The sequence below is a fragment of the Waltera acetigignens genome, from assembly GCF_025567015.1.
In the GTDB taxonomy this organism is placed as follows: Bacteria; Bacillota; Clostridia; order Lachnospirales; family Lachnospiraceae; genus Acetatifactor; species Acetatifactor acetigignens.
In genome coordinates, this window is sequence record NZ_JAOQJO010000019.1 from 46,762 (window position 1) to 69,397 (window position 22,636).

Sequence of the window (22,636 nt, forward strand, 5' to 3'; positions counted from 1 at the left end):
ATAGGCTTTTTCCCCGTATATTCAGGCAGACGGGCAGATACCGTCAATAAATAATGGAGGACAAAGCCTATGAATTTATTTGAAACTGTAAAATCCGCTGTCACCGTGAAGCAGGCCGCCGAATACTACGGCTGTAAGGTCAACCGGGGCGATATGATCTGCTGCCCCTTCCACGATGACCGGCATCCCAGCATGAAGCTGAACAGGGATTATTTCTATTGCTTTGGCTGCGGGGCTACCGGGGATGTGATAGATTTTGTGGCGCGGCTGTTCGGCCTGAGCAGCTACGAGGCCGCAAAGAAGCTGGCCTATGACTTTGGCATCGACCCGGACAAGCCCCCGGCAGCGATGGCTTTGAAAAAGCCCTATCCGCTGGCGCGGGCTTTCCGCAACGATGAGATACACTGCCAGCGGGTGCTCTGCGATTATCTGCATCTGCTGGAACGCTGGAAGGTCGAATATGCCCCGCAATCGCCGGAGGATGAACTGGATGACCGCTTTGTGGAAGCCTGTCATATGATCGAGTATGTAAATGATTTGTTGGACGTTCTCATGTTTGCGGAACTGAAGCAGCGTGTGAAAGCGGTGGATATGCTGCTGAAGGACGGCACTATCACCGCGCTGGAGCAGCGGCTCAGACGTCTGGAAAAGGAGGTGCAGCACCGTGGCGAAGAACGAGCAATCGCGTGAGGCCAACCAGCCCATCTGGTTTGACGGCAAGAGTATCAATGAAGCCCTGTTTTGTGATGATTTTCTCGGCAGACACAAAATCATCTACACAAACGGGGCTTTTTTCACGCCTGATGGCCGCGTGACCGATGAGCTGCCACTGCGTGGAGAAATTTTTGAGGAACTGAAATGCTGCGCGGTCAGCAATATCCCCCGCAAAATCAGCAATATCGTGGAACTGATGAAGCTGGCGGCGCTGGTAGAGGATTTCCCGCCGGAGGCTGACCGCATTCATCTGGCAAACGGCACGTTGTTTCTGGATGGCTCCTTTACGGAGGGAAAACCGGACATCGTGCGTTGCCGCCTGCCGGTGGCCTATAATCCCGATGCGCCCACGCCGACCCGCTGGCTGGCTTTTCTGGATGGGCTTCTTTACCCGGAGGACATTCCCACTTTGCAGGAATATATCGGCTACTGCCTGATCCCCAGCAACAAGGGACAGCGCATGATGGTCATTAAGGGCAATGGCGGCGAGGGTAAGAGCCAGATCGGCGCGGTGCTGTCCGCCCTGTTCGGCAGCAACATGAAGGACGGCAGCATCGGCAAAATTTCCGAGAACCGTTTTGCTCGCGCTGATCTGGAACACATTCTGCTGTGTGTCGATGATGATATGCGGATGGAGGCCCTGCGGCAGACCAACTATGTCAAATCCATCGTCACCGCACAGGGTAAAATGGATTTGGAGCGTAAAGGCAAGCAGAGCTATCAGGGATGGATGTGCGCCCGGCTGCTGGCATTCAGCAATGGCGACTTGCAGGCTCTCTTTGACCGCAGTGATGGCTTTTATCGGCGGCAGTTGGTGCTGACCGCCAAAGAGAAACCTGCCGACCGTGTGGATGATCCCGACCTGGCAGAGAAGATGAAGGCCGAGGTGGAGGGCATTCTGCTGTGGGCTTTTGCGGGATTGCAGCGGTTGGTAGCGAACAACTTCAAGTTCACCGAGAGCCAGCGCACCAGAGAGAACCGGGAGGCCGTCAAGCGGGACAACAATAACGTGTTTGATTTTCTGGAATCCGAGGGCTATATCCGGCTGAAAGCGGATGCGTCCATCAGTTCAAAGGATTGCTACGACATTTACCGGATGTGGTGCGAGGAAAATAGCCTGACTGCACTCAAACGCCGCAGCTTCAGCGATGCGCTGGTGGCAGCCTGCGGTAAGTACAATCTGGAACACTGCAACACGATTACCAATTCGGCAGGACGCCGGGTATGGGGCTTTATGGGGATCGAGGCAGTGGCAAGGCCGCATATAAACGAGTTTACGGACGCTTCACAGTGTACGTACGTACCGGAAGACTGGCGGGATTGATTTCCGATCTGGTCGCCGGTACGTATGTACGCAGCGATTGACCCTGTTACCTCATATATTGTAGAGGCGCTTCATTTGGATAAAGTGGTCGTGCCCATTTTGGGTACACCTATTTTGATGTGTAAAAGTGGTTATGGATATTTTGTCCACCACCAGAACCGTGAAATTCTTCGCGCTTTTGTGCTGTGAAATAGGTGTGGTCATTTTGACCACACCTGAAGCGGTCAGTAAAAGCGGTAATTTTGCAGGCATATTTTAGAGCAATCTCAAAACAGCGAAATGTTTCTCTTTTATCCGTATACAGTTCGCCGGATGGCGGCTCACGGAACGACGTACAGATTGCAGCATTTTGTGACAATACAGCCCGAACAGTGAAAAGTCCCGCATTTCTGTGAAGTCGAATATTCCGCCGTTGACCAACGATACGCAGGGAATCATTTCTATCGCAAAACAGCATTTGCACAAATTTCACCATTGACCAAAGCCGGTGCGCTCCCCAGCGTAGCCGGTTCTTTTTATGACGCAACCGAAAATCATGTTTTATCTATCAAGTGACAAAGGGCTTCACTTGCGAAAATGGAGGAATATATTTTATGAAGTCAAGTATCCGAAACGAAATCAAGGCGCAGATCATCCGCGCCGGTTACACCATGCAGGAAGTCGTTGACCAGCTGCACGATGAGTATGGGTGGAGCGACAGCGTATCCAATCTTTCCGGAAAATTGCAGCGGGAATCGCTGCGGTATCGGGAGGCCGTGGAGTTGGCTGACGTGCTGGGATATGACATTGTCTGGCAGAAACGGAGGGATTGAGTATGGAAAAAGCACAATACGGGATTATGCGATTTGCCAAATATAAGGGGCCTGAAATCGGCAATATCGAGGCCCATAACGAGCGCACAAAGGAAAAGTACGCCAGTAATCCCGATGTGGATACCAGCCGAAGCAAGTACAACTTCCATCTGGTCAAACCGCCCGGCAAGTACCGGGCCGAGTCAGAGAGGCAAATTGCCGCTGCCGGATGCCGTACCCGGAAAGACAGTATCCGTATGATCGAGACGCTGTTCACAGCCAGCCCGGAGTTCTTTAAGGGAAAGAAACGGGCGGAAATTCGGGTATTTTTCGAGGAAGCTCTGCACTTTCTGGAACAGCATCAGTCCAAAGAGACAATTATATCCGCCGTGGTGCATATGGACGAGAAAACGCCCCATATGCACCTTTGTTTTGTCCCTTTGACGGAGGATGGCAGGCTCAGCGCCAAAGACATCATGGGCAATAAAAAGAAGCTGACCTGGTGGCAGGATGAGTTTTGGAAACACATGGTCAAGAAGTTTCCAGATTTGGAGCGTGGCGAGAGCGCCAGCCTGACCGGGCGCGACCATATCCCGCCCCGCGTATTTAAGGAGATGACCAGACTGACCAAACAGAAAAGCAAACTGGAGGATCTGCTCACTGGAATCAATCCCTTTAACGCCAAAAGCCGGGCGGAGGAAATCTGCAAGATTCTGGATAGCTATATTCCCAGCGTGGAGAAGATGGACACGCTGCTGCGGAAATATGGCGTGGCTTTTACGAAAACAGCATCCGAAAACAAAAAGCTGAAAACGAAAAATGCCGAGCTGGAAGAATCTCTTGCATCGGCGCAGAAGGTCAGCACCCTAAAGCAGATCGAAGACCTCAAGCTGCGGCGCGACTATGACAGTGCCGTGGCGATTTTGGAACAGATACCGGCAGAAGTTTTGAACATCTATGCGCAGAGCAGCCATAGAGGAAAGGAGCGGCCTATTGAGCAAAGTTTATGATGATCCGAAATATAATGCGGCATTTGACCGCTGTGTTGATGTGATGGCGCGGCTGTTGCAGAAGTACGGGCCACAGCTGTTGGGGCAGATGCAGGAGACTGAGAAGGATGGCCGTACACAGTCTGCGGTATCAGGAAAGCAACCCGTTCCTGTGTATCAGGAATTTGACAAAGCCGCTTGATATAAATTAAATTTACACGTTGCGTATTTGTTTGGCGTATGCTATAATAAATACGCAACGTGTATTTTTGCTTTATGGGGTAAATGAAATGGACTGCAAAACCAAAATAAAAGAATTGCGGGAAAGCACTGGCATGAATCGCAAGGAATTTTGTAAATATTTTCAGATTCCCTATCGGACTGTGACAGAATGGGAACTGGATAACCGCCATGCGCCGGAATATGTGCTCCGTTTGTTGGAGTACTACATTCAGAATGAAGGTCTGGCGAAGAAGAAAGTTACGGATGAATGTTCAGAGATGGAAGAAAGGGGCGGCCTGCATGAAAAAAACTAAAACAAAATGCTATCTCTACACACGGGTATCTACTTCCATGCAGGTGGACGGATACAGTCTGGATGCTCAGCGAGACAAACTGCGGAAATACGCTGAATACGAAGATATGGTAGTGGCTGGTGAATATTCTGATGAAGGCTTTTCCGGCAAGAATATTCAGGGCAGGCACGAATTTCAGCGGATGCTGCAAGACATTCAGGACGGCAAAGACGGTGTGGAATATGTGCTGGTGTTCAAGCTGTCCCGGTTTGGCAGGAATGCCGCTGACGTTCTGAATTCCTTGCAGCTGATGCAGGATTTCGGTGTCAATCTGATTTGTGTGGAAGACGGCATTGACAGTTCCAAAGATTCCGGCAAGCTGATGATTTCTGTCCTTTCTGCGGTGGCAGAGATAGAGCGTGAAAATATTCGGACACAGACGATGGCCGGACGGGAGCAGAAAGCCCGTGAAGGAAAATGGAACGGCGGCTTTGCCCCTTATGGATACCGTCTTGAAAAAGGCGAACTGTTGATTGCTGAGGATGAAGTGGACGTGATCCGCACCATCTTTGACCGCTATATTCACACCAACGATGGCGTCAGCGGTGTGGCGAAATATCTGAACCGGCAGGGCTTTGTGAAGAAGCTGCGGCAGAACGGCACCATTCCCGGTTTTTCCGCCAGCTTTGTGAAAAGTATCATTGACAATCCGGTATATATGGGGAAAATTGCCTATGGCAGACGCCGGACAGAGAAGAAGATTGGTACCCGGAATGAGATGCACGTGGTTGAACAGTCGGAGTTTCCCGTGTACGAGGGAAAGCACGAGGCTATCATTTCTGAAGAAGATTGGAATCTCGCGCAGGAGAAACGGAAAGTCAATGCTTATCGGCGCGAGAAGGTCAACGATCCTACCCATGCGCATATTCTGTCCGGCATTCTGAAATGCCCCTGCTGTGGTAAAAGCCTATATGGGAATATTGCAAAAGCCCACAGCAAGGACAAAAAGACCCGCTATTACTATTACTGCAAGAATACGGTAACGCCAACAGGCCACGAGTGCACTTTCCGGCTGAACATTGAACAGACAGAGATGAACCGCATGGTAGCGTCAATTATCTCCGCTATGGTCAGCGACCCACGGTTTGCGGATGCAATCAAGGCGAAAATTGGCTCCGCTGTCGATACGAACGACTTAGAGAAACAGCTGGAAGCGTTGCAAGCGCAGCTTCGGCAGACGTTAGGCACAAAAGCCCGCCTGGAACGGCAGATGGACGGTTTGGATGTGAATGACCCGTATTATGACCGGAAAATTTCTGATTTGCAGCGTCGCTATGACGAGCAATATGGTAGAATAGATGAGATTGAAGTCCAGATTGACGATGTGCAAAGCCAGATACGGAGCATCCGGCAGGAGAAAATTTCGGGTGATAATATCTACCGCCTGTTGCTGGCATTCGATCAGGTCTATGAAGCAGCCTCCGAAGTGGAGCGGAAGGAGTTCATGCGGGCGTTTATTGAGCGGATTGAGTTATTTCCGGAAAAGCAGCCGGATGGCAACTGGATTAGGAAGATTATCTTCAACTTCCCTGTCCCGGTGAATGGAACAGAAGTGACAGAATTGCCCTTGGAAAATGAAACAATGGTCGAGACGGTATGTTTATTGTCCAAACTTCATGAAGCGAAGCATCATGTGAATGTGAGACTGGATATGGATGAGTTAGATATTACCTCTGCTGAGAGTAAAGCAACCTATGAGGAAATCAAGTCATATGTGGCAGAGCATAATGAGGGGATGAAAGTATCTAACCTTTATATTGCGCAGGTTAAGGCTAAGTATGGAATTATAGAGCGTGAGAATTATAATAAGCCTAAGTTAGATGACGCCAGACAGCCTAAGTGTCCAAATGAGAAGGAAGAGGCTATTGTGGATGCGATGGAGCATTTTAAGATGATTTAGTAGATATAGAGAAAGGATGCATAATGAATATAAAACTAATAATATTCGACTTTGATGGAACAATAATGGATACTAAAAATACGATTATAGCTGCAAAGCAGGAAACATTGCGTCAGATGGGAGTAGATGTAGCAGATGAACAGACATGTGCAAGTACAATTGGAATGTCTGCTAAAATAGGCTTTCAAAAGTTGTGTCCGGAATTATCAGAGGATATGATTGACTTATGTATGAAAAAATATCGTGAAATCTTTGATGAAACAAAGAAAGTAGTGCCACCTGTCTTATTTCCTAATATGGTTGAAACCCTAAATGAACTGAAGAAAAAAGGTATAGTGTGTACAATTGCTACTTCAAGGGGACACAATTCATTAGTTGAATTTCTTGAAAGTATGAATATTGCTAAATTTTTTTCGTATATATTAGCAGCTGAAGACACTACTTTGCTTAAGCCAAATGCAGAACCGGTTAAGAAAACATTAATTGATTTATCATGTAGTTTGGAGAATACTCTTGTTGTTGGAGATATGCCATTTGATATAATTATGGGTAAAAATGCAGGCGTGTATACATGTGGAGTAACCTATGGTGTTTCAGATAAAAAGAGTCTTTTAGAGGCAGGAGCAGATTGGATAATTGATAGTATAAGTGATTTGCTAGAAATAGTATAAAATCCTATTTATGGATATAACTAACAATGATAAAAAGAATACAAAAAATTAAGGAAAAGGTCTAATTTATAGATACAGGAGTTGATAATCCTATGAAAAATAGAAATGTTATATATATAAGAGTTGAAACGCAGTGAACAAGCTATAATTATAATCCATCGGGAACTAAGGGGGCACTTCTATACGGAGAGATGTGCACCTTCATTTTATTTGGGCGTTACAGGATGAATTCCCGTCAAGGCTATACAATGTGCAGACAAAGTACACTATCAATACATCTGTCAAGCAGTTATTTTCCTTTTTACGTATTCATTTCCCTTGAATGCATGGGACAAACTCCTGTTCCTACCGGTTGGAAAGAAATTTATTTGCATCCAAGATAATTTGCGGAGACTGTAATAAAGTATTTGTACGGAAAGGCTGGCGGAGCAGTAAGCAGTACAGGAGTTGACCGTAAGGTATGGCAGTGCAGTGAGTGGTACAAGGTTAAGGGAGTTATAGGATGCACCAACCACCATGTAGAGGAAGAAACATTGATAAAGGCTTATCTGATGGCTTGAAATGCATTGGTGGAGAACCGAGAGGATTTCATGGAGCAGTGGACGGAACAGTTACAAAGCGCGAACCTGTTGAAAGGTTATCGGGCAGAGAAGTTCATAGAATATACTGATGGGGCGAAGTCTTTGACGGAGATGGAACATTGTTGGTAGTGTTTCTGGATGGAACAGAGATTGAATGTAAAAATGAAGAGGAGTAAGAAAAGATGTCGATTGGGAGTTGAGATTCCTGATCGGCTTTTTTTCTTGCTCTTATGCAGATAGTAAAATGTAGGTGGGTGTGGTAAAATGGAATTGCATGCATAATAGTGGGAAGATTTGAAGGGATAAGAAAGTGATATTATTATTGTAAAAAGATTATAGAGTAATCGGGAAATTTCGATTACTCTTTTTAAGTATAAAAAATTGATAGATAATAGTAATAAAATAAAGGGTGGTACAGATTAATGGCAAGAAAATCTATTGATTGGATGAAAACAATGCCTGAGTTATTAAACGAGTGGGATTATGAAAAGAATAATATTATGCCTTCGGATATATCAATTTGGTCAAAAAATAAAGTATGGTGGAAGTGTAAATATGGACATGAATGGGCTTCGACTATGAATAGTAGGCAAAAAAAATCTGGTTGCCCTTATTGTGCGGGATTACTTCCGATTGTAGGAGTAAATGATTTACAGACAACAAATCCTGAATTAATAAAGGAATGGGATTATCAAAAAAATATTATAAAACCATATGAAATCAAGGTAGGAAGTGGGATGAAAATATGGTGGAAGTGTAAAGAAGGTCATTCTTGGGAAGCAACTCCAAATCATAGGAAAAAGGGACAGGGCTGTCCTTATTGTTCCGGTAAGAAAGTATTGGCAGGATTTAATGATATTAATACGCTAAGACCCAATATAGCAAAAGAATGGGATTATGAAAAAAATGAAAATAAAACCCCTGATATGTATACTGTTAGAAGCGGAAGTAAAGTGTGGTGGAGATGTAAAGAAGGTCATTCCTGGAAAGCAGTTATAGCAAGTAGAACAGGTAAAAAATATGTTCAATGTCCGTATTGTTCAGGTCGACTACCTATAGTTGATACAAATGATTTGCAAACAACAAATCCTGATTTGATTAAAGAATGGGATTATGAGAAAAATAGTCCAATATACCCTTATATGGTAAAAAAAGGAAGCAATAACAAAATATGGTGGAAATGTGAAAAAGGACATGAATGGCAAGCTGAAATAAGTGCTAGAACAAGTGGAAAGTCAGGCTGTCCATATTGTGCAGGCAGAAAAACAATTCAAGGTGAAAATGATTTAGTATCTATTGAATCTAAATTATTATCGGAGTGGAATTATAAAAAGAATGATGGAAAAAAGCCAAGTGATTTCAAAATGCATAGTGGAGCATTAGTGTGGTGGAAATGTGAAAGAGGACATGAATGGCAAGCTAAAATAGCTGATAGAAGCAGAGGTGATGGGTGTCCTTATTGCTCAGGAAAGAGACTGATGGTAGGATTTAATGATTTAGCACATGTATATCCTTATTTGGCTAAAGAATGGAATTATGAAAAAAATCAAGGAAAGATGCCAGAAGATGTAACATCAAAAGCAGGGATAAAAGTGTGGTGGAAATGTGAAAAAGGACATGAATGGCAAGCTTTAATAAGCAACAGAAGCAGGGGTGATGGGTGTCCAATATGCAATTCTGGAATTAGAACATCATTTCCAGAACAAGCTATATTTTATTACATTAAAAAAATATATCCAGATGCACTGAATCGATGTACACAACAATTGGGAGGAAAAAGAGAGCTGGACATATTTATTCCGTCAAAACAGGTGGGAATAGAATATGATGGTAGTGTATGGCATTCAAGTGAAAAGGCTTTAAATAGGGAAGTGAAAAAGTATGAAGAATGTATAAAGCAAGGCATTTTTCTGATACGTGTAAAAGAAAAGAATGGTGTACTAAAAGAAGGTTCTTGTGATGTGTTAATACGTACGGATAGTAACTATAATAATGAAACCTATAAAAAATTATTTTCTGAGCTGAATAATTATATTGATATTCCAGATGATATAGATGTTGTTAGAGATAGAATACATATTTTGGAGAATTATCGGACTGAATTGAAAAATAAATCAGTGGGTACATTATATCCTCATTTAGTTTTAGAATGGGATACTGAAAAGAATGGATTATTGACTCCCTTTATGTTTACACCAGGAAGTGGGGAAAAAATATGGTGGATATGTAATATGAATCACAGATGGCGAGCATCAATCGTATCAAGAACAAAAGGAAGCAAATGTCCTTATTGTTCAGGTATTTGTGTTATCAGAGGGAAAAATGATTTAGCAACATTAAGACCAGATATAGCCGCAGAATGGAATGATGAAAAAAATGGGGAATTGAAGCCATGTAATTTAAAAATTAAAAGCAATAAAAAAGTATGGTGGAAATGTAAAAATGGTCATGAGTGGCAAGCTATTATTTCTAATCGGACAAACAAAAATCAAGGATGTCCATTTTGTAAAAAAGGTGACAGTGAAAGTTAGAATAATAAAGTCTGATATTGAAATGTATATATCAGAAAAAAGACGTTTTAAGAATCTTTTATCATACCCACATAGGAAAAATCAAAGTACAAAAAGAGTAAACAGCACAACTGAAAACTTTGATTTTACACAGAGTGAATCCAAAGAAAGAATTAGAAACTCGAATCTATCAGTATTTTGAAGAAGTAGATTAAGGACCTGTAATCTACCATTGGACTTGTAAACTTGGTGAAGCTTCTGATACTGAGAGAGCAAACAGTTATTGTGTCGGTTATTTATTATTCGGCGTACTAATGAGTACTTCTATATTTCAAATGGAGCTTATGCTTGAAAGGTTAACGACAGACTAACGGTAGACTAACGAAGAACTAACGACAGACTAACGACGGTATAATTGTTTTGCAAATCCGAGTATGATATTATTACCATGGAATTGATAGGGCGATTAATATTGAGATTTGTAAAAGGCTACTATTTTATTACAAAGAACTACTATTTGACTACGGTTTCAATACTTGTGCTGATGAAACAGGCATGTTATTATAGTGGCATAAAAAACTAATAAATTTACGCATAAAACTATTAAAAAACTAATATGTAGCCACTTTTATTTTTATTATAGCTGAAGTAATATTATCATGGGTAAGAGCGAAGCCTCTTAGCAGGTTAAGGCAACATGAAAGGAATTGAGTAAAATCAGTTCCTTTTTTTATTGCAAAAAATTAGAGAACAGGAGGAAATGCAAAGTGAAAGAGTATTCAAAAGGAATCTATGTGAAATTTAAACCAGAGGAGGTGGAAATACTGCATGATCGGATGAAGGAAGCCGGAGTTCAAAATATGAGTGCGTATATCAGAAAGATGGCGTTAAACGGGTATGTAATAATCCCTGAATGGCCTGATTTGAACCGGGTAATATCTTTACATACAAGGATTAGTAATAATCTCAATCAGTATGCTAAGAAAGCAAATGAAACGGGGAAGCTATATGAAGAGGATATTGCAGAAATAAAAATGATGAATAATGAGCAAACAGAACTTCTGAAAAAGGCACTTGAAGCAGTTATTCATCTATATGAGGAAGATTCAAAGAAGAGAAAGTGAATTGATAAAAAGCGTTAGCGTGGCTCTGCGGTTTATCCGCAGTTCGAGGGGATTGGGGCATTTTCCCCAACAAGCAAAAATGCGCCGGGTATATACCGGGGCACTGCTTGCCAATTTGTGAAATAGCATTTGGAGAATGATTTTGGCAAGCCGATGTTCAAATTGAGAAAGCGTTTTAAATTTGCAAAATGTAAAGAAGGAAGGATTGAAGTTATGGAAAATTTAGAAAAAGGACAAGTATCTGAAAGAAACGTAATGGAGGATGCGGGTATTATGCTGAATAGTGATTATTGTACTGGTGAAGAAAAGTTTACTTTTTTCAGATTACCAAAATGCTTGGTGGATAATGTGTGTTTTGCGAAGTTATCCGGAGATGCAAAACTTTTATATTCATTCTTTTTAGACCGTGTTTCTCTATCTATAAAAAATGGATGGATTGATGACAAAGGAAGGATGTTTATCTATTATTCGGTAAAAAGCGTTTGTGAGGATTTGAATTGTGGCACTCAAAAAGCCTGCAAACTATTGGATGAGCTGGAGAAGGCGGGAGCACTTGAGCGAAAGAGACAAGGACTGGGTAAGCCTAACAAGTTGTATCTTAAAAAAGTATTTTGAGGGATATCTACATAGGAAAAAATCAAAACAGAAGAGGGGTGAAAATCACATCTGAGAATTTTGATTAATGCACCCACAGAGTTTTGATTCTTACGTATTTAGAACTGTAGAAATAAAAGCCTAATAAAACTTATAATAACAATACTAATTTTAATAATATCTATCTTATCCTATCAGGGAATGAAAGGACATCACTATGGATTTCAATGACAATGTCAGAAAGGATTTTAATTATGGTTAAGAATAAAGTGGTTCTAAAAGAAAGAGATGCATGGAGTGATTTGGCAAATTTTATCGGAGAAATGGTAGCAAAGTATGCAGAAGTGATGGATTTGGATAGTTTGCCAGATCCGGATCATTATCTTCTCATGAAAAGAATTAAACAGCTGTATGTTGAATTTTATAAACCGAAGAATATAGTAAAATTCAGAAATACAAAAATCTCTATTGAAATAAAAGCTGTCGCATGATATTATAACCGTAAAGACGGATATTAAAATTACAAAATACGGATACACATGAAATGTTGGTGGAGGAAAAATAATGATTATCAGTGAAAGAATTTTTTATGTGATGGAGCAGAAGAACATAACGCAGTTGGAACTCTCAAGAAGAACTGGAATTGCAACGAGTAACATCAGTGACTGGAAAAAGAAAAAGACAAATCCAAAAGCGGATTGTTTGCTTTCAATATGTGATGCATTATATATTACTCCTGAACAGCTTTTAACGGGGAAGGGAATTGACCCGGAATATAAAGATGCAGATATGGATTATGAAGTCACTAGGGCGGATATTAAGATTTTAGAACAGATACATAGTCTAGGTGATGAGCAGTATAAACGACTGATGGCGTATATAAAGGCCTTGCAGAAGTTGCAACAGCTGGAGAGTATTGTGGAGGATTGATTAATCTCAAGTTGCGTTAACGTTCAAGGTGAATTAACTGCACCTTGAATCAAAAATCCATGAAGTCACAATTTGTGACTTCATGAAATGGAATTGAAAAATCAATCTGACGGAACTAATAACCGGTTTGGTAGGAGGAAAAATGGAAGATACAAAGGAATTGATTACTACAGATGATATTTGTAGTAAAGTGTATATAATTCGCGGACAGCAGGTAATGCTGGATAAAGATTTAGCAGAAATCTATGGATATGAAGTCAAACGATTAAATGAGCAGGTGAAGCGGAACATTAGTAGATTTCCAGAGGATTTCATGTTTCAACTAAATAAAGAAGAAATACCGGAGGGATTTTCAAAGTCGCAATTTGCGACTTTGAACGAAAAGAGTAATGGACAGGGATCCAATATTAAAAAGATGCCTTTTGCGTTTACAGAGCAAGGAATCTATATGCTTGCTACAGTACTTCGCGGAGAATTAGCAGAGCAGCAAAGCATTTTTATTATGCGTACCTTTAGAGAAATGCGACATTATATTAAACAGAACCAGCAATTTGTAACAAGATCTGAAATGGAGTTACTATCATCTAAAGTTACTGAAATATCAGTGCAGACAGCTGGGTTAATAGATAAACAGAAACAAACAGACCAAAAGGTTGATTTGATTCAAAAGAATGTTGAACAGCTAAGTGAGAATTTTATTTCTGAAAAAGATGTCAAGAATTTTGTGATTTATAAAGGTCAGAAGTTAGAAGCCGACATTGCTTACATAGAAATCTATCAGCAAGCAAAGAAATCAATCTATGTTGTGGATGATTATATGAATGCAAAATCATTACAACATCTTTCACAGAAGGCTAATGGTGTGGAGGTTGTTTTATTCACAGAAAATGGAAAAGGTAGGAAGGGATTTCTTACAAAATCTTTAGTGACAGATTTTCAAAATGAATATCCTTCTCTTCGAATTAAGCCTAATCCCGAATGCCACGACAGGTTAATTGTACTTGATTATGGTGAGGAGACAGAACTGGTTTATCACTGCGGGGCATCAAGTAAAGATGCAGGGAAGAAACTTTGCGCAATTAATCAAATTACAGAAAACGCAATTATTCATCCGGTAATAGATAGATTACTTTTGTTGCCGGATAAACAGATATGACTTGCGGTCGATTTTTTCGACCGCAAGATTGATGATATGGGGTGATAAGAATGCCTAAAGAGAAGATAAAAGTGTATCTCTACACTCGTGTCTCAACAGCTATGCAGATAGATGGATATTCACTGGAAGCACAGAAAACCAAAATGAAAGCCTTAGTGGATAATATACAGATTTATGAAGAACGGAAAGAGAATGGTCAGTGGCTAAAATCTATAGAGTTTAAGTTGCCGATTATAGAAAAAGAGTTTACACTAAGTTTGGACAATGATGCGCAAAATGAGACGGTTGTTCTTTTGTCCCAACTGAAATAAAAGCCGGATGATTACATTAATGTCGCGATTGAATTTGATGATATGGATATAACATCTGCAGAGACTAAGGCTACATATGATGAGATAAAGAAGTATGTGGCTGAACATAATGCCGGCATGAAGGTTTCCAATCTGTATATCTCACAGGTAAAGAGAAAATGCGGAATTGAGGTTGGAAAGAATTATAATTTACCTAAAAATGAAGATAGCAGGCAACCGCAGTGTCCAGAAGATAAAGAGAGTGCAATTGTGAAGGCATTGAAGCATTTTAAGATGAATAGTTAATAAAGAGAGGTGCAGATGCTATGCCAGGTATACTCGTGGTTGAAGATGATGAAAATTTAAATCGTGGAATTACATTTTCACTGAAAAAATCCGGATATGAGGTTTTTTCAGCAGAATCAGTGAAAAAAGCGAAAAGAATTGCAAGTGATCATAATGTGGATGTTACCATTTGTGATGTGAATCTTCCGGATGGGAATGGACTGGAATTTGTAAGGTGGATGAGATGCAATTATAATACATACATTATTTGTCTTACAGCACTAGATCAGGAGATGGATCAGGTCATGGGATATGAAGCAGGGGCAGATGATTATATTACAAAGCCGTTTAGTCTTTCAGTACTTCTTTTGAAAATAGAAGCACATTTCCGCCGCAGACAGGAGAAAACGGAAGCCGGAAAGATGATTTCCGGAGATATCGTATTTATCGCAGGAGAAATGAAAGTCCTGATAAAGAGTCGTGAAATCAGTCTGACGAAAACGGAGTTGAAAATGCTGACTTTTTTTCTTCAGAATCCGAAACAGATTCTTTCAAAAACACAAATATTGGAAAATGTGTTTGATCTGGAAGGGGATTTTGTGGATGAAAATACAATCGCTGTTAATGTCAGAAGACTCCGTGAGAAAATCGAAGACAATCCGGCTGCACCGGTCTATATAAAGAATATCAGAGGTCTTGGGTATATATGGAATCAGGAGGTAAGGCAGTGACAAAGAGATATCGCAAGAAAATCACAGTAGCGCTCTCCTTGGTATTGCCTGTCATAGTATTGTTTGCAATATTAAATTGCTTTACCACATATGTGTTTTATGAAGATTATAAATATAAAATGAATCTTATGACAGAGATTGCTGCAAAGGAAGAATTTTCCGGGCTGGATGCTGTTTCGGAATTGCTTAAGGATAAGGATATTGAAACCAACGAACAAGGAAGGCAATTATTGGAGCAATATGGATACTGGGGTAATAAAGGGAATGCATTTTATTTGCAATTCCGGCATCAGATTATGGTGACCGGTGCTGTAAGCACTGTGATATGCATGCTTCTTTTGACTTTTTTACTTTATTGGAAGAAAAAAGAAGATGCGTGTCATCAGAAAATTTTAGACCAGTTGGAAGAAATTCTGATCAGATTCCGTGAAAATAAATTTGATGATTTACTGAAAACGGAAAATCATGCTGAACTGGAAAAATTGAATGACCAGCTTGAAGCAATCGGACATCATATTCAGCTGCTAAAGGAAGAAGCACGGGAAGAAAAAGAGAGCACAAAAGAAATGGTTTCTGATATCTCTCACCAGTTAAAGACACCGGTTGCAGCTTTGGATACATGTTTTAGTGTGCTGATGCAGAATGACTTAAGTGCCACAGAACAAGAGGAGTTTCGTATCCGTTGTCGGAGTGCTCTGGATGGACTGGAGACATTATTGCAGTCGCTTCTTGAAATATCCAAGATGGAAACTGGACTGATTCAGATTAATAAGAAAAAACTTCCGCTTATGGATACTGTCATATCTGCTGTGAACTGTACTTATCCAAAAGCGGATGAGAAAGAAATTGAATTCGTTTTTGACTATGCAAAAGAGCTGGAAACATGCATGGTTATGCAGGATAAAAGATGGCTTGGTGAAGCTGTGATTAACGTTCTGGATAATGCGGTCAAGTACAGTCCGGGTGGTTCAAAAATATTTATCCGATTACAAAAAAGAAACGATCTTGTAAGAATGGAAATTGAGGATCAGGGAATTGGTATTCCGCAGAATGAGTATCACAAAATTTTTCAACGATTTTACAGAGGAAGTTCCAAGGAGGTCATGGAAAAGAGTGGTACAGGAATCGGACTTTTTCTATCGAGAGAAATTATCGAAAAACACGCAGGTACGATTACGGTAACCTCCGGCAAAAAGAAAAAAGGAAGCACGTTTGTGATTCAATTACCATATGTTGGTTAAATTTTAAGTGAGCAGAAATCTTACAATTCTGTAAGAATTCTGCTCGTTTTTTGAAAGTGAAATGAAAGATTGTCCTGATACAATTTGGATGTAGGATGAAAAGGAGGCAACACATGAGTGTGATATTAGAAACCAAGCAGCTTTGTAAGTTTTATGGCGCAGGTGAGAATCAGGTCAAAGCGGTCAATCAGGTGGACATTCAGATTGAGCAGGGAGAATTTGTCGCAATTGTTGGAAAGTCAGGTTCCGGTAAAAGTACATTACTTCATATGCTTGGAGGGCTAGACACCCCGACAAAAGGCAGTGTTACTTTAGCAGGGAAAGATTTATACAGGATGAAGGAAGATGCCCTTGCTGTTTTCCGCAGAAGAAAAATCGGATTTGTTTTTCAGGCATTTAATCTGGTTTCATCTGTTAATGTCTGGGAAAATATTGTACTGCCACTGGGGCTGGATGGAAGAAAAGTGGATGAAGTGTATGTAAATGATATTATTGCAACTCTGGGGATTGAAAACCGGATTTATAATCTGCCAAATCAGTTATCCGGAGGACAGCAGCAGAGAGTAGCAATTGCAAGAGCACTGGTGAATCGTCCGGAAATTATATTTGCAGATGAGCCGACAGGCAATCTTGATTCTAAGACCAGTGATGAGGTAATCGCTCTGCTTAAGATGACAGCAAAAAAATATGGACAGACAATTGTAATGATTACCCATGATGACGAAATTGCACAGGTCGCTGACCGTATTCTGGTGATTGAGGACGGACAGGTGGTGGATTTCAGATGAAGACAATAAGCAGGATTGCATATAACAATGACAAAAGGAACAGGACAAGAAGTATACTGATCATGATGGCAATCTGTCTGACCACGATGCTGCTTGTTATCATCAGTACTGTGGGAAATGGAATGATACGTTTGCAGAAAAGTCAGGCGGCAAGCTCATACGGAAGCAACTACGGCCTGTTTATCGCCGCAGATGGTACGCAATTAAAAGAAGTGGAACGCAGAGCTGAGATATCTGATATCGGCATCATGTGTACGGAGGGCATCCTGAAAGGAAATGAAAATGGCGGCTTTGTCAGTGCGGATGAAACGGTCAGGAAAATGCTTCCCTATAATCAGGAATATGTGTTGAAGGAAGGTACCTATCCGGAAAAGGTGCAGGAAATTGCCGCAGGACGCGCTTTCTTTGATGCAGTGGGATACCATGATGTAAAGGTCGGAGACACCGTAACATTGGAGTACCGTTCCGGCATGCAGTCGGAATACGCACCGGTGGAATTTACTGTCAGCGGGATTTTATATGACCGGGATGAATATACCATCGAGGCTTCCTATGTTGTATTCGGTTCGCAGGATTTTTATAATGAGCGTGTTGCGGAGGGTGACAGGCAATATAATATCTATTTTACCTTGAGCGATTCTGCAAATGTATCTATGAATAATGTTGCGCCTGTTATAAAAGAAATCGCGGATTCCTGCGGCATTGACCAGAAAAACGTGATCATCAATGACCTCTACCTGCAGTGGGTATTGCAGCCGAGCTATGAAATGATTGTGGTTTGTGGAACCCTGATCCTCGGAATCGTGCTGTTTTCCGTTGTGGTCATTTATAATATCTTCCAGGTCGGGATCGCCCAGAAGGTTCAGGAGTACGGAAAAATCAAGGCGCTGGGTGCAACCAGAAAGCAGATGAAGCAGTTGATCTTTCGTGAGGGCATTCTTCTGGCGGTTCCTTCGATACCGCTGGGGCTGCTGTTTGGTTTCCTGATTGCAAAAGTCGGCTTCAACTGGCTGGTGGAGCAGGGAAATCTGGTATTGTCCGGAATCAAGAACCATCAGGTGCCTCTGTTTTCACTGACAATTATGCTCATCTGCATTTTTGTATCGTTTCTTACGGTCGTTTTGGCTCTGCGCAAACCCATGAAAATTGTTTCCCGGATTTCACCCATCGAAGCGACACGGTATCTTGACGGCTCCAAAACGCAAAAACAGGGCAGACGAAAAGGCAGAAAAGATGTCACCGTTTTCTCCATGGCAATGGCAAATGTGACAGGCAATCCGAAAAGAACCATTGCTACGATTCTTACCATGGGGCTTTCCTGTGTATTGTTTGTAATTATCTCTAATTATGTTGGGAATATTGACACGGAGCACGAGGCGCGGATTGCAATCAACTATGGACAATTTGAGTTGCAGCTGGATTATTCCCAGAATTATGATGAAGCCTATCCGGAGAATAATCTGGATACGATTCTGACGGATAATCCATTGAATGATTCGCTGATTGAAGAAATCAAAAGCATTCCGGGAGTGACAGATGTCATGACGAGAGAGATTGTCTCTGTAAATCTGAACGGAACAAGATTTCCGGCTGCTGTTGTGAGTAAAAATGATTTTGATTTTATGCGCCAAGACGGGGATATTGGCTCTATGGACTATGATCAGGCGGTAAAGAATGGTGAAATTTTCTTTGGCTGGTCGACGTGGATGGAACAAGATGGATATGCTCCGGGTGAATCCATTGCATTTGACTTTGAGAATGGAAGTGAAACCTATACCTATCAGGGAAAGATTGCAGGATCCTTTGTAAGCGCGGACACTTATCTTGTCATTCCGGAAGGTGTATACCGTTCCATGAATCCGAGGGGAACAGCCTATGGCTATCTGTGGGTGGACTGTGATAAAAAAGATATTGCATCTGTGGAACAGAGTCTGAATACTTTGATTTCTAATACTTCGCATATAAAAATGGATACCTATCATGCACAGTTACAATATGCAGAATACACAAGCCGTATGATGAAGCTCGGCTGTTATCTGTTCATGGCAATTGTCGGTCTCATTGGGTTTATGAATCTGGCAAACACCATGATCATCAATATCACCACGAAGAAGCAGGAATACGGTGTGCTGCAAGCGGTAGGCATGACCAATAAGCAGTTGAATCTGATCTTACAAATACAGGGCTTGCTTTTTACGGTTGGCACCATCTGCGTCGCACTTGCTGCCGGTCTGCCCCTTGGCTATGCACTGTTTTCCTATGCGAAGCATAATGGGATTTTTGGAATGAACGTTTATCACGTTCCTCTTATCCCGATTCTTGTTATGATTCTTCTGGTTGGTATTCTACAAATTGTGCTTTCCTGTGTTTTAAGCAGTAATCTGAAAAAGGAAACGCTGGTTGAAAGAATAAGGTATCAGGGATAGCAAGTAATATGTAATGAACTAGGTCTTAACGAAGAGGAGAAATAGATAACTTCCATTTTGTATGTATGATAAATCTAAACAGTATTTTAGCAACATTTCCTACTGGTTAATTAAATTGAATAGAAATTAAACACTGTTCAATTGAGCAATCTATATGAATCTGATATGCTGAGTATACAAAAGCTTTTGAATTTTTTAGGAGATGAAGCAAATGGATATAGGCGTTGTTATAAAAAAATACAGAAAAGAAGCTGGTATGACGCAGGAGGAGATGGCAAACAGATTAGGCGTGACGACACCGGCTGTAAACAAATGGGAGAATAGTAATTCCAAGCCGGATATTGAACTGCTGGCACCAATTGCAAGACTGCTTGATATTTCACTTGATACATTACTTTCTTTTCATGAAAAACTTTCAGATACTGAAATCGAAGAAATTATCAGGAAGATGGACAGGATGTTTTCAGAAGAAGGCTATGAAAAGACTTATGAATGGGCATTGAGACTTATAAAGGAATATCCGAATTGTAATATGCTTATCTGGCAGACTGCGGTAATGCTTGATGCAAGAAGAATAACGGATAAATGCACGAATCAGGAAAAATATGATAAGCAGATTAACGCATGGTATGAGCTGGCACTACATGATGAGAATGAAGAGATACAGCATCATGCAGCAGATTCCTTATTTGGATTTTATTTACGTAAGAAGGATTACACCAAGGCAGAAAAATATCTGGACTATTTTTCAGAATACGATCCTATGAAAAGTTATTATCAGGGAAGATTACTCCAGAAGCAGGGAAAAATCAAAGAAGCATATGAAAAATATGAAAATATTATTTTTTCCGGCTTTAGTACACTTAATTTTGTTCTTTCCACAATGGCGGGACTGGCATTGCGGGAAAATGATATCGGTTATGCGAGATTTTTGTCAGGGAAGGTACAGGCAGTTGCACATACATTGGAAATGGGAAAATATAATGAGTATTCGCCAATGCTTGATATTGTATGTGCAGGGAAAGATGTAGAGGGAACATATAAGGTGGTAAAACATCTTCTTGATAATGTGGGTACTATGTATGATTTTAGAAAGTCCGGTTTATATAAGCATATGAAGTTCAGAGATATTGATGAAGCTATATTAGATGGTGTAAAAGAAAAACTTCTTGAAGGATTCAGAAAGGAGGAAGAATTCGGCTACATGGCAGGATATGAACCGTGGGAGAAATTAATTTTTGACAGATAAGTTTTTTGAAAACTGTCGTTTGGTAAAATCTATTCCATTTTTAAAAGTCTTGCGATAAAATATGTTCTGTGAGACGGTGTGCCTGTTGACGAGGAAGAAATAGTAAAGAGAATATAGGAATGAGAAGGAATCGAGAGATCGGTTCCTTTTTTATGCTTAGAATTAATTGATGACAAAATCAAATTGACATATAGAAGCTTGATTGATATGATATAGACAAAATGAAAATGGCATATTGGAGGAACATTAAGATGGATAAAGTTATAAATATTGAAGAGGCATTAAAAAGAATTGAGGAGTTGGAAAAAGAGAATGCAAAACTTCGGGAGGAATTGGAGTATTACAGAAATCGTAAGTTAAGCGGTCGTCAGAAACATAACGCCAAGTGGATGGCAATATATAATGATTTTGTTGTTGGGTATGAGAGCGGCATGACAATGGTAGAAATTGCGAAGAGGAACAATGTCAGTGAGAGGACGATCTATAGGTATAAAGCATATTATGACAAACTGAGGGAAAAAGAGGAATAGACCATTTTGCTGATGTCAGCAATATGTTATATGAGAGTTGCGGACGATTTTTTTGACCGCAAATGGATGGAGGAGTTCTATGGCAGAAGATAAAAAGAAAGAAATCGATGTTACAGTAATAGAAGTAACAGAAGAATATCTAAAAGAAAAACTGTATAAAATTAGGGGTAAAAGGGTATTGCTTGATGCTGATTTAGCAGAGATATATGGCTATGATACGAAGGGATTTAATAGACAGGTAAAAAATAATATTGAAAAATTTGATGAAGATTTTATGTTTGAATTGACAGATGAGGAATTAGAAGATTTGCGGTACAAAAATTGTACCGCAAATATAAGTTCAAAAAGTCGTTATAATCCTCATGTATTTACAGAGCAAGGATTATATATGCTGATGACTGTCTTGAAAGGACCGTTGGCTGTTAAACAGAGCAAGGCATTAATAAGAACCTTTAAGAAAATGAAAGATTACATATTAGAAAATCGTGATTTAATAGGTCAGCGGGAAATACTTCAGTTAAGCATGGAGACTGCTAACAACAGAATAGAAATTAATAAAATCAATTCAAATATGACATCTTTGGAAAAACAGATTTCAGATGTTGCAGAAGGATTGAAGGATGTTGTGACAAAATCTGAGTTAGCTGACATGATGAACAGCTTTGTTTCAGATGATGACGAGAAGTGGCTCATGTTTAATGCAAAGTTCAGTAGTGCGGATGAAGTTTATGAGTCCATTTATAAGCAGGCAAAGTCGTCAATATATGTCGTTGACAATTATATTGGCTTAAGGACGCTGGTACACCTTAAGAATTCTCCGGCTGGAGTAGCTATTATTTTATTCAGTGATAATGTTGGAAATAATAAACTTCATAATATAGAATTTACGGATTTTTGCAAAGAATATCCAGCAGTAAAAATATCAATGAAAAAGACAGGCGGTATATTTCATGATCGATTTATAGTGTTGGATTATGGAACTACTGATGAAAGAGTTTTCTTATGTGGTGCTTCATCAAAGGATGCAGGGGCTAGAATAACCAGTATTGTTGAAGACTATGGAGTATCTAAATATACCCCGGTTATTGCCACACTGTTGAAAAATCCAACTTTGAATTTACCACAGTAGGTGGAAAGAGAGTAATTTTCACTTTTACAGAGACAATCCAATATCCCATATGATAAAATAAAAAACAGAAGAAAATAATATTCATCCCAAATGGATATTGGAAAGTAA

23 protein-coding genes and 1 pseudogene are annotated in these 22,636 nt (G+C 40.5%); 23 read left to right on the top strand and 1 reads right to left on the bottom strand.

Going from position 1 to position 22,636, the window contains the following annotated elements; translation table 11 throughout:
- The first annotated feature begins 69 nt into the window (after positions 1-69).
- On the top strand, positions 70-690 hold the full coding sequence (locus OCV96_RS16020) for a CHC2 zinc finger domain-containing protein (RefSeq protein WP_015537325.1): 621 nt from the start codon (positions 70-72) through the stop codon (positions 688-690).
- A complete protein-coding gene (locus OCV96_RS16025) occupies positions 665-2,038 on the top strand; it encodes a DNA primase family protein (protein WP_215659260.1) in 1,374 nt (457 codons plus the stop codon). Before OCV96_RS16020 ends, OCV96_RS16025 begins: the two co-directional genes overlap by 26 nt.
- Before the next feature lie 109 nt (positions 2,039-2,147).
- Here the strand turns inward: OCV96_RS16025 and OCV96_RS16030 are convergent, their stop codons facing one another.
- Complete coding sequence (locus OCV96_RS16030; RefSeq protein WP_055040424.1) at positions 2,148-2,513, bottom strand: hypothetical protein; 366 nt, start codon at positions 2,511-2,513, stop codon at positions 2,148-2,150.
- Between the two features lie 118 nt (positions 2,514-2,631).
- Here OCV96_RS16030 and OCV96_RS16035 point away from each other — a divergent pair, with 118 nt between their 5' ends.
- The 21 genes and pseudogenes from OCV96_RS16035 (at position 2,632) to OCV96_RS16135 (ending at position 22,528) form a co-directional block, all read left to right on the top strand.
- Entirely contained in the window at positions 2,632-2,850 is a 219-nt protein-coding gene (locus OCV96_RS16035) for a hypothetical protein (protein ID WP_015534241.1), read from the top strand.
- 2 nt (positions 2,851-2,852) lie between these two features.
- Complete coding sequence (gene mobV / locus OCV96_RS16040; RefSeq protein WP_215659262.1) at positions 2,853-3,839, top strand: MobV family relaxase; 987 nt, start codon at positions 2,853-2,855, stop codon at positions 3,837-3,839.
- Positions 3,823-4,020, top strand: coding sequence for a hypothetical protein (locus OCV96_RS16045; protein WP_055040423.1), 198 nt, complete (start codon positions 3,823-3,825; stop codon positions 4,018-4,020). Before mobV ends, OCV96_RS16045 begins: the two co-directional genes overlap by 17 nt.
- A gap of 88 nt (positions 4,021-4,108) precedes the next feature.
- A complete protein-coding gene (locus OCV96_RS16050; protein ID WP_055040422.1) occupies positions 4,109-4,354 on the top strand; it encodes a helix-turn-helix domain-containing protein in 246 nt (81 codons plus the stop codon).
- Positions 4,341-6,293, top strand: coding sequence for a recombinase family protein (locus tag OCV96_RS16055; RefSeq protein ID WP_262594925.1), 1,953 nt, complete (start codon positions 4,341-4,343; stop codon positions 6,291-6,293). Before OCV96_RS16050 ends, OCV96_RS16055 begins: the two co-directional genes overlap by 14 nt.
- Positions 6,294-6,316: 23 nt before the next feature.
- Positions 6,317-6,964: an HAD family hydrolase gene (locus tag OCV96_RS16060; RefSeq protein WP_262594926.1), complete on the top strand. Its 648-nt coding sequence runs from the start codon at positions 6,317-6,319 to the stop codon at positions 6,962-6,964.
- Positions 6,965-7,371: 407 nt separating this feature from the next.
- The gene (locus OCV96_RS16065; RefSeq protein ID WP_262594927.1) at positions 7,372-7,524 is read left to right on the top strand and encodes a hypothetical protein; all 153 of its coding nucleotides are present in this window, start codon (positions 7,372-7,374) and stop codon (positions 7,522-7,524) included.
- Between the two features lie 443 nt (positions 7,525-7,967).
- A complete protein-coding gene (locus tag OCV96_RS16070) occupies positions 7,968-10,076 on the top strand; it encodes a zinc-ribbon domain-containing protein (RefSeq protein WP_262594928.1) in 2,109 nt (702 codons plus the stop codon).
- A gap of 746 nt (positions 10,077-10,822) precedes the next feature.
- Positions 10,823-11,179 carry a MobC family plasmid mobilization relaxosome protein gene (locus OCV96_RS16075; protein ID WP_262594929.1) on the top strand — a complete coding sequence of 119 codons (357 nt, stop codon included), beginning with the start codon at positions 10,823-10,825 and terminating at the stop codon, positions 11,177-11,179.
- A 213-nt stretch (positions 11,180-11,392) separates the two neighbouring features.
- On the top strand, positions 11,393-11,794 hold the full coding sequence (locus OCV96_RS16080) for a replication initiator protein A (RefSeq protein ID WP_262594930.1): 402 nt from the start codon (positions 11,393-11,395) through the stop codon (positions 11,792-11,794).
- A gap of 233 nt (positions 11,795-12,027) precedes the next feature.
- The gene (locus OCV96_RS16085) at positions 12,028-12,264 is read left to right on the top strand and encodes a hypothetical protein (protein ID WP_262594931.1); all 237 of its coding nucleotides are present in this window, start codon (positions 12,028-12,030) and stop codon (positions 12,262-12,264) included.
- Between the two features lie 73 nt (positions 12,265-12,337).
- Positions 12,338-12,703 carry a helix-turn-helix domain-containing protein gene (locus tag OCV96_RS16090; protein ID WP_262594932.1) on the top strand — a complete coding sequence of 122 codons (366 nt, stop codon included), beginning with the start codon at positions 12,338-12,340 and terminating at the stop codon, positions 12,701-12,703.
- Positions 12,704-12,845: 142 nt separating this feature from the next.
- The gene (locus tag OCV96_RS16095; protein WP_262594933.1) at positions 12,846-13,859 is read left to right on the top strand and encodes an ORF6N domain-containing protein; all 1,014 of its coding nucleotides are present in this window, start codon (positions 12,846-12,848) and stop codon (positions 13,857-13,859) included.
- Positions 13,860-13,909: 50 nt separating this feature from the next.
- A pseudogene (locus tag OCV96_RS19660) lies at positions 13,910-14,455 on the top strand (hypothetical protein).
- Positions 14,456-14,475: 20 nt separating this feature from the next.
- Positions 14,476-15,165 carry a response regulator transcription factor gene (locus OCV96_RS16105; protein ID WP_262594934.1) on the top strand — a complete coding sequence of 230 codons (690 nt, stop codon included), beginning with the start codon at positions 14,476-14,478 and terminating at the stop codon, positions 15,163-15,165.
- Positions 15,141-16,406 carry a sensor histidine kinase gene (locus OCV96_RS16110; RefSeq protein WP_117466776.1) on the top strand — a complete coding sequence of 422 codons (1,266 nt, stop codon included), beginning with the start codon at positions 15,141-15,143 and terminating at the stop codon, positions 16,404-16,406. The genes OCV96_RS16105 and OCV96_RS16110 overlap by 25 nt, the downstream gene beginning before the upstream one ends.
- A 113-nt stretch (positions 16,407-16,519) precedes the next feature.
- Complete coding sequence (locus tag OCV96_RS16115) at positions 16,520-17,194, top strand: ABC transporter ATP-binding protein (protein WP_117915037.1); 675 nt, start codon at positions 16,520-16,522, stop codon at positions 17,192-17,194.
- Complete coding sequence (locus OCV96_RS16120) at positions 17,191-19,620, top strand: ABC transporter permease (protein ID WP_262594935.1); 2,430 nt, start codon at positions 17,191-17,193, stop codon at positions 19,618-19,620. The genes OCV96_RS16115 and OCV96_RS16120 overlap by 4 nt, the downstream gene beginning before the upstream one ends.
- Before the next feature lie 211 nt (positions 19,621-19,831).
- On the top strand, positions 19,832-20,869 hold the full coding sequence (locus tag OCV96_RS16125; protein WP_118501534.1) for a helix-turn-helix domain-containing protein: 1,038 nt from the start codon (positions 19,832-19,834) through the stop codon (positions 20,867-20,869).
- Positions 20,870-21,120: 251 nt separating this feature from the next.
- Positions 21,121-21,399, top strand: coding sequence for a helix-turn-helix domain-containing protein (locus tag OCV96_RS16130; RefSeq protein WP_117466830.1), 279 nt, complete (start codon positions 21,121-21,123; stop codon positions 21,397-21,399).
- Positions 21,400-21,478: 79 nt separating this feature from the next.
- The gene (locus tag OCV96_RS16135; RefSeq protein WP_262594936.1) at positions 21,479-22,528 is read left to right on the top strand and encodes an ORF6N domain-containing protein; all 1,050 of its coding nucleotides are present in this window, start codon (positions 21,479-21,481) and stop codon (positions 22,526-22,528) included.
- The last annotated feature ends 108 nt before the right edge of the window (positions 22,529-22,636 follow it).

Bases quoted from the DNA above. Each gene is read 5' to 3' on its own strand.
- OCV96_RS16055 (WP_262594925.1), top strand. From the start codon at position 4,341: ATGAAAAAAACTAAAACAAAATGCTATCTCTACACACGGGTATCTACT.
- OCV96_RS16035 (WP_015534241.1), top strand. From the start codon at position 2,632: ATGAAGTCAAGTATCCGAAACGAAATCAAGGCGCAGATCATCCGCGCC.
- OCV96_RS16020 (WP_015537325.1), top strand. From the start codon at position 70: ATGAATTTATTTGAAACTGTAAAATCCGCTGTCACCGTGAAGCAGGCC.
- OCV96_RS16060 (WP_262594926.1), top strand. From the start codon at position 6,317: ATGAATATAAAACTAATAATATTCGACTTTGATGGAACAATAATGGAT.
- OCV96_RS16090 (WP_262594932.1), top strand. From the start codon at position 12,338: ATGATTATCAGTGAAAGAATTTTTTATGTGATGGAGCAGAAGAACATA.
- OCV96_RS16050 (WP_055040422.1), top strand. From the start codon at position 4,109: ATGGACTGCAAAACCAAAATAAAAGAATTGCGGGAAAGCACTGGCATG.
- OCV96_RS16105 (WP_262594934.1), top strand. From the start codon at position 14,476: ATGCCAGGTATACTCGTGGTTGAAGATGATGAAAATTTAAATCGTGGA.
- OCV96_RS16030 (WP_055040424.1), bottom strand. From the start codon at position 2,513: ATGGTGAAATTTGTGCAAATGCTGTTTTGCGATAGAAATGATTCCCTG.
- OCV96_RS16110 (WP_117466776.1), top strand. From the start codon at position 15,141: ATGGAATCAGGAGGTAAGGCAGTGACAAAGAGATATCGCAAGAAAATC.
- OCV96_RS16080 (WP_262594930.1), top strand. From the start codon at position 11,393: ATGGAAAATTTAGAAAAAGGACAAGTATCTGAAAGAAACGTAATGGAG.
- mobV (WP_215659262.1), top strand. From the start codon at position 2,853: ATGGAAAAAGCACAATACGGGATTATGCGATTTGCCAAATATAAGGGG.
- OCV96_RS16115 (WP_117915037.1), top strand. From the start codon at position 16,520: ATGAGTGTGATATTAGAAACCAAGCAGCTTTGTAAGTTTTATGGCGCA.
- OCV96_RS16130 (WP_117466830.1), top strand. From the start codon at position 21,121: ATGGATAAAGTTATAAATATTGAAGAGGCATTAAAAAGAATTGAGGAG.
- OCV96_RS16070 (WP_262594928.1), top strand. From the start codon at position 7,968: ATGGCAAGAAAATCTATTGATTGGATGAAAACAATGCCTGAGTTATTA.
- OCV96_RS16095 (WP_262594933.1), top strand. From the start codon at position 12,846: ATGGAAGATACAAAGGAATTGATTACTACAGATGATATTTGTAGTAAA.
- OCV96_RS16135 (WP_262594936.1), top strand. From the start codon at position 21,479: ATGGCAGAAGATAAAAAGAAAGAAATCGATGTTACAGTAATAGAAGTA.
- OCV96_RS16125 (WP_118501534.1), top strand. From the start codon at position 19,832: ATGGATATAGGCGTTGTTATAAAAAAATACAGAAAAGAAGCTGGTATG.
- OCV96_RS16085 (WP_262594931.1), top strand. From the start codon at position 12,028: ATGGTTAAGAATAAAGTGGTTCTAAAAGAAAGAGATGCATGGAGTGAT.
- OCV96_RS16120 (WP_262594935.1), top strand. From the start codon at position 17,191: ATGAAGACAATAAGCAGGATTGCATATAACAATGACAAAAGGAACAGG.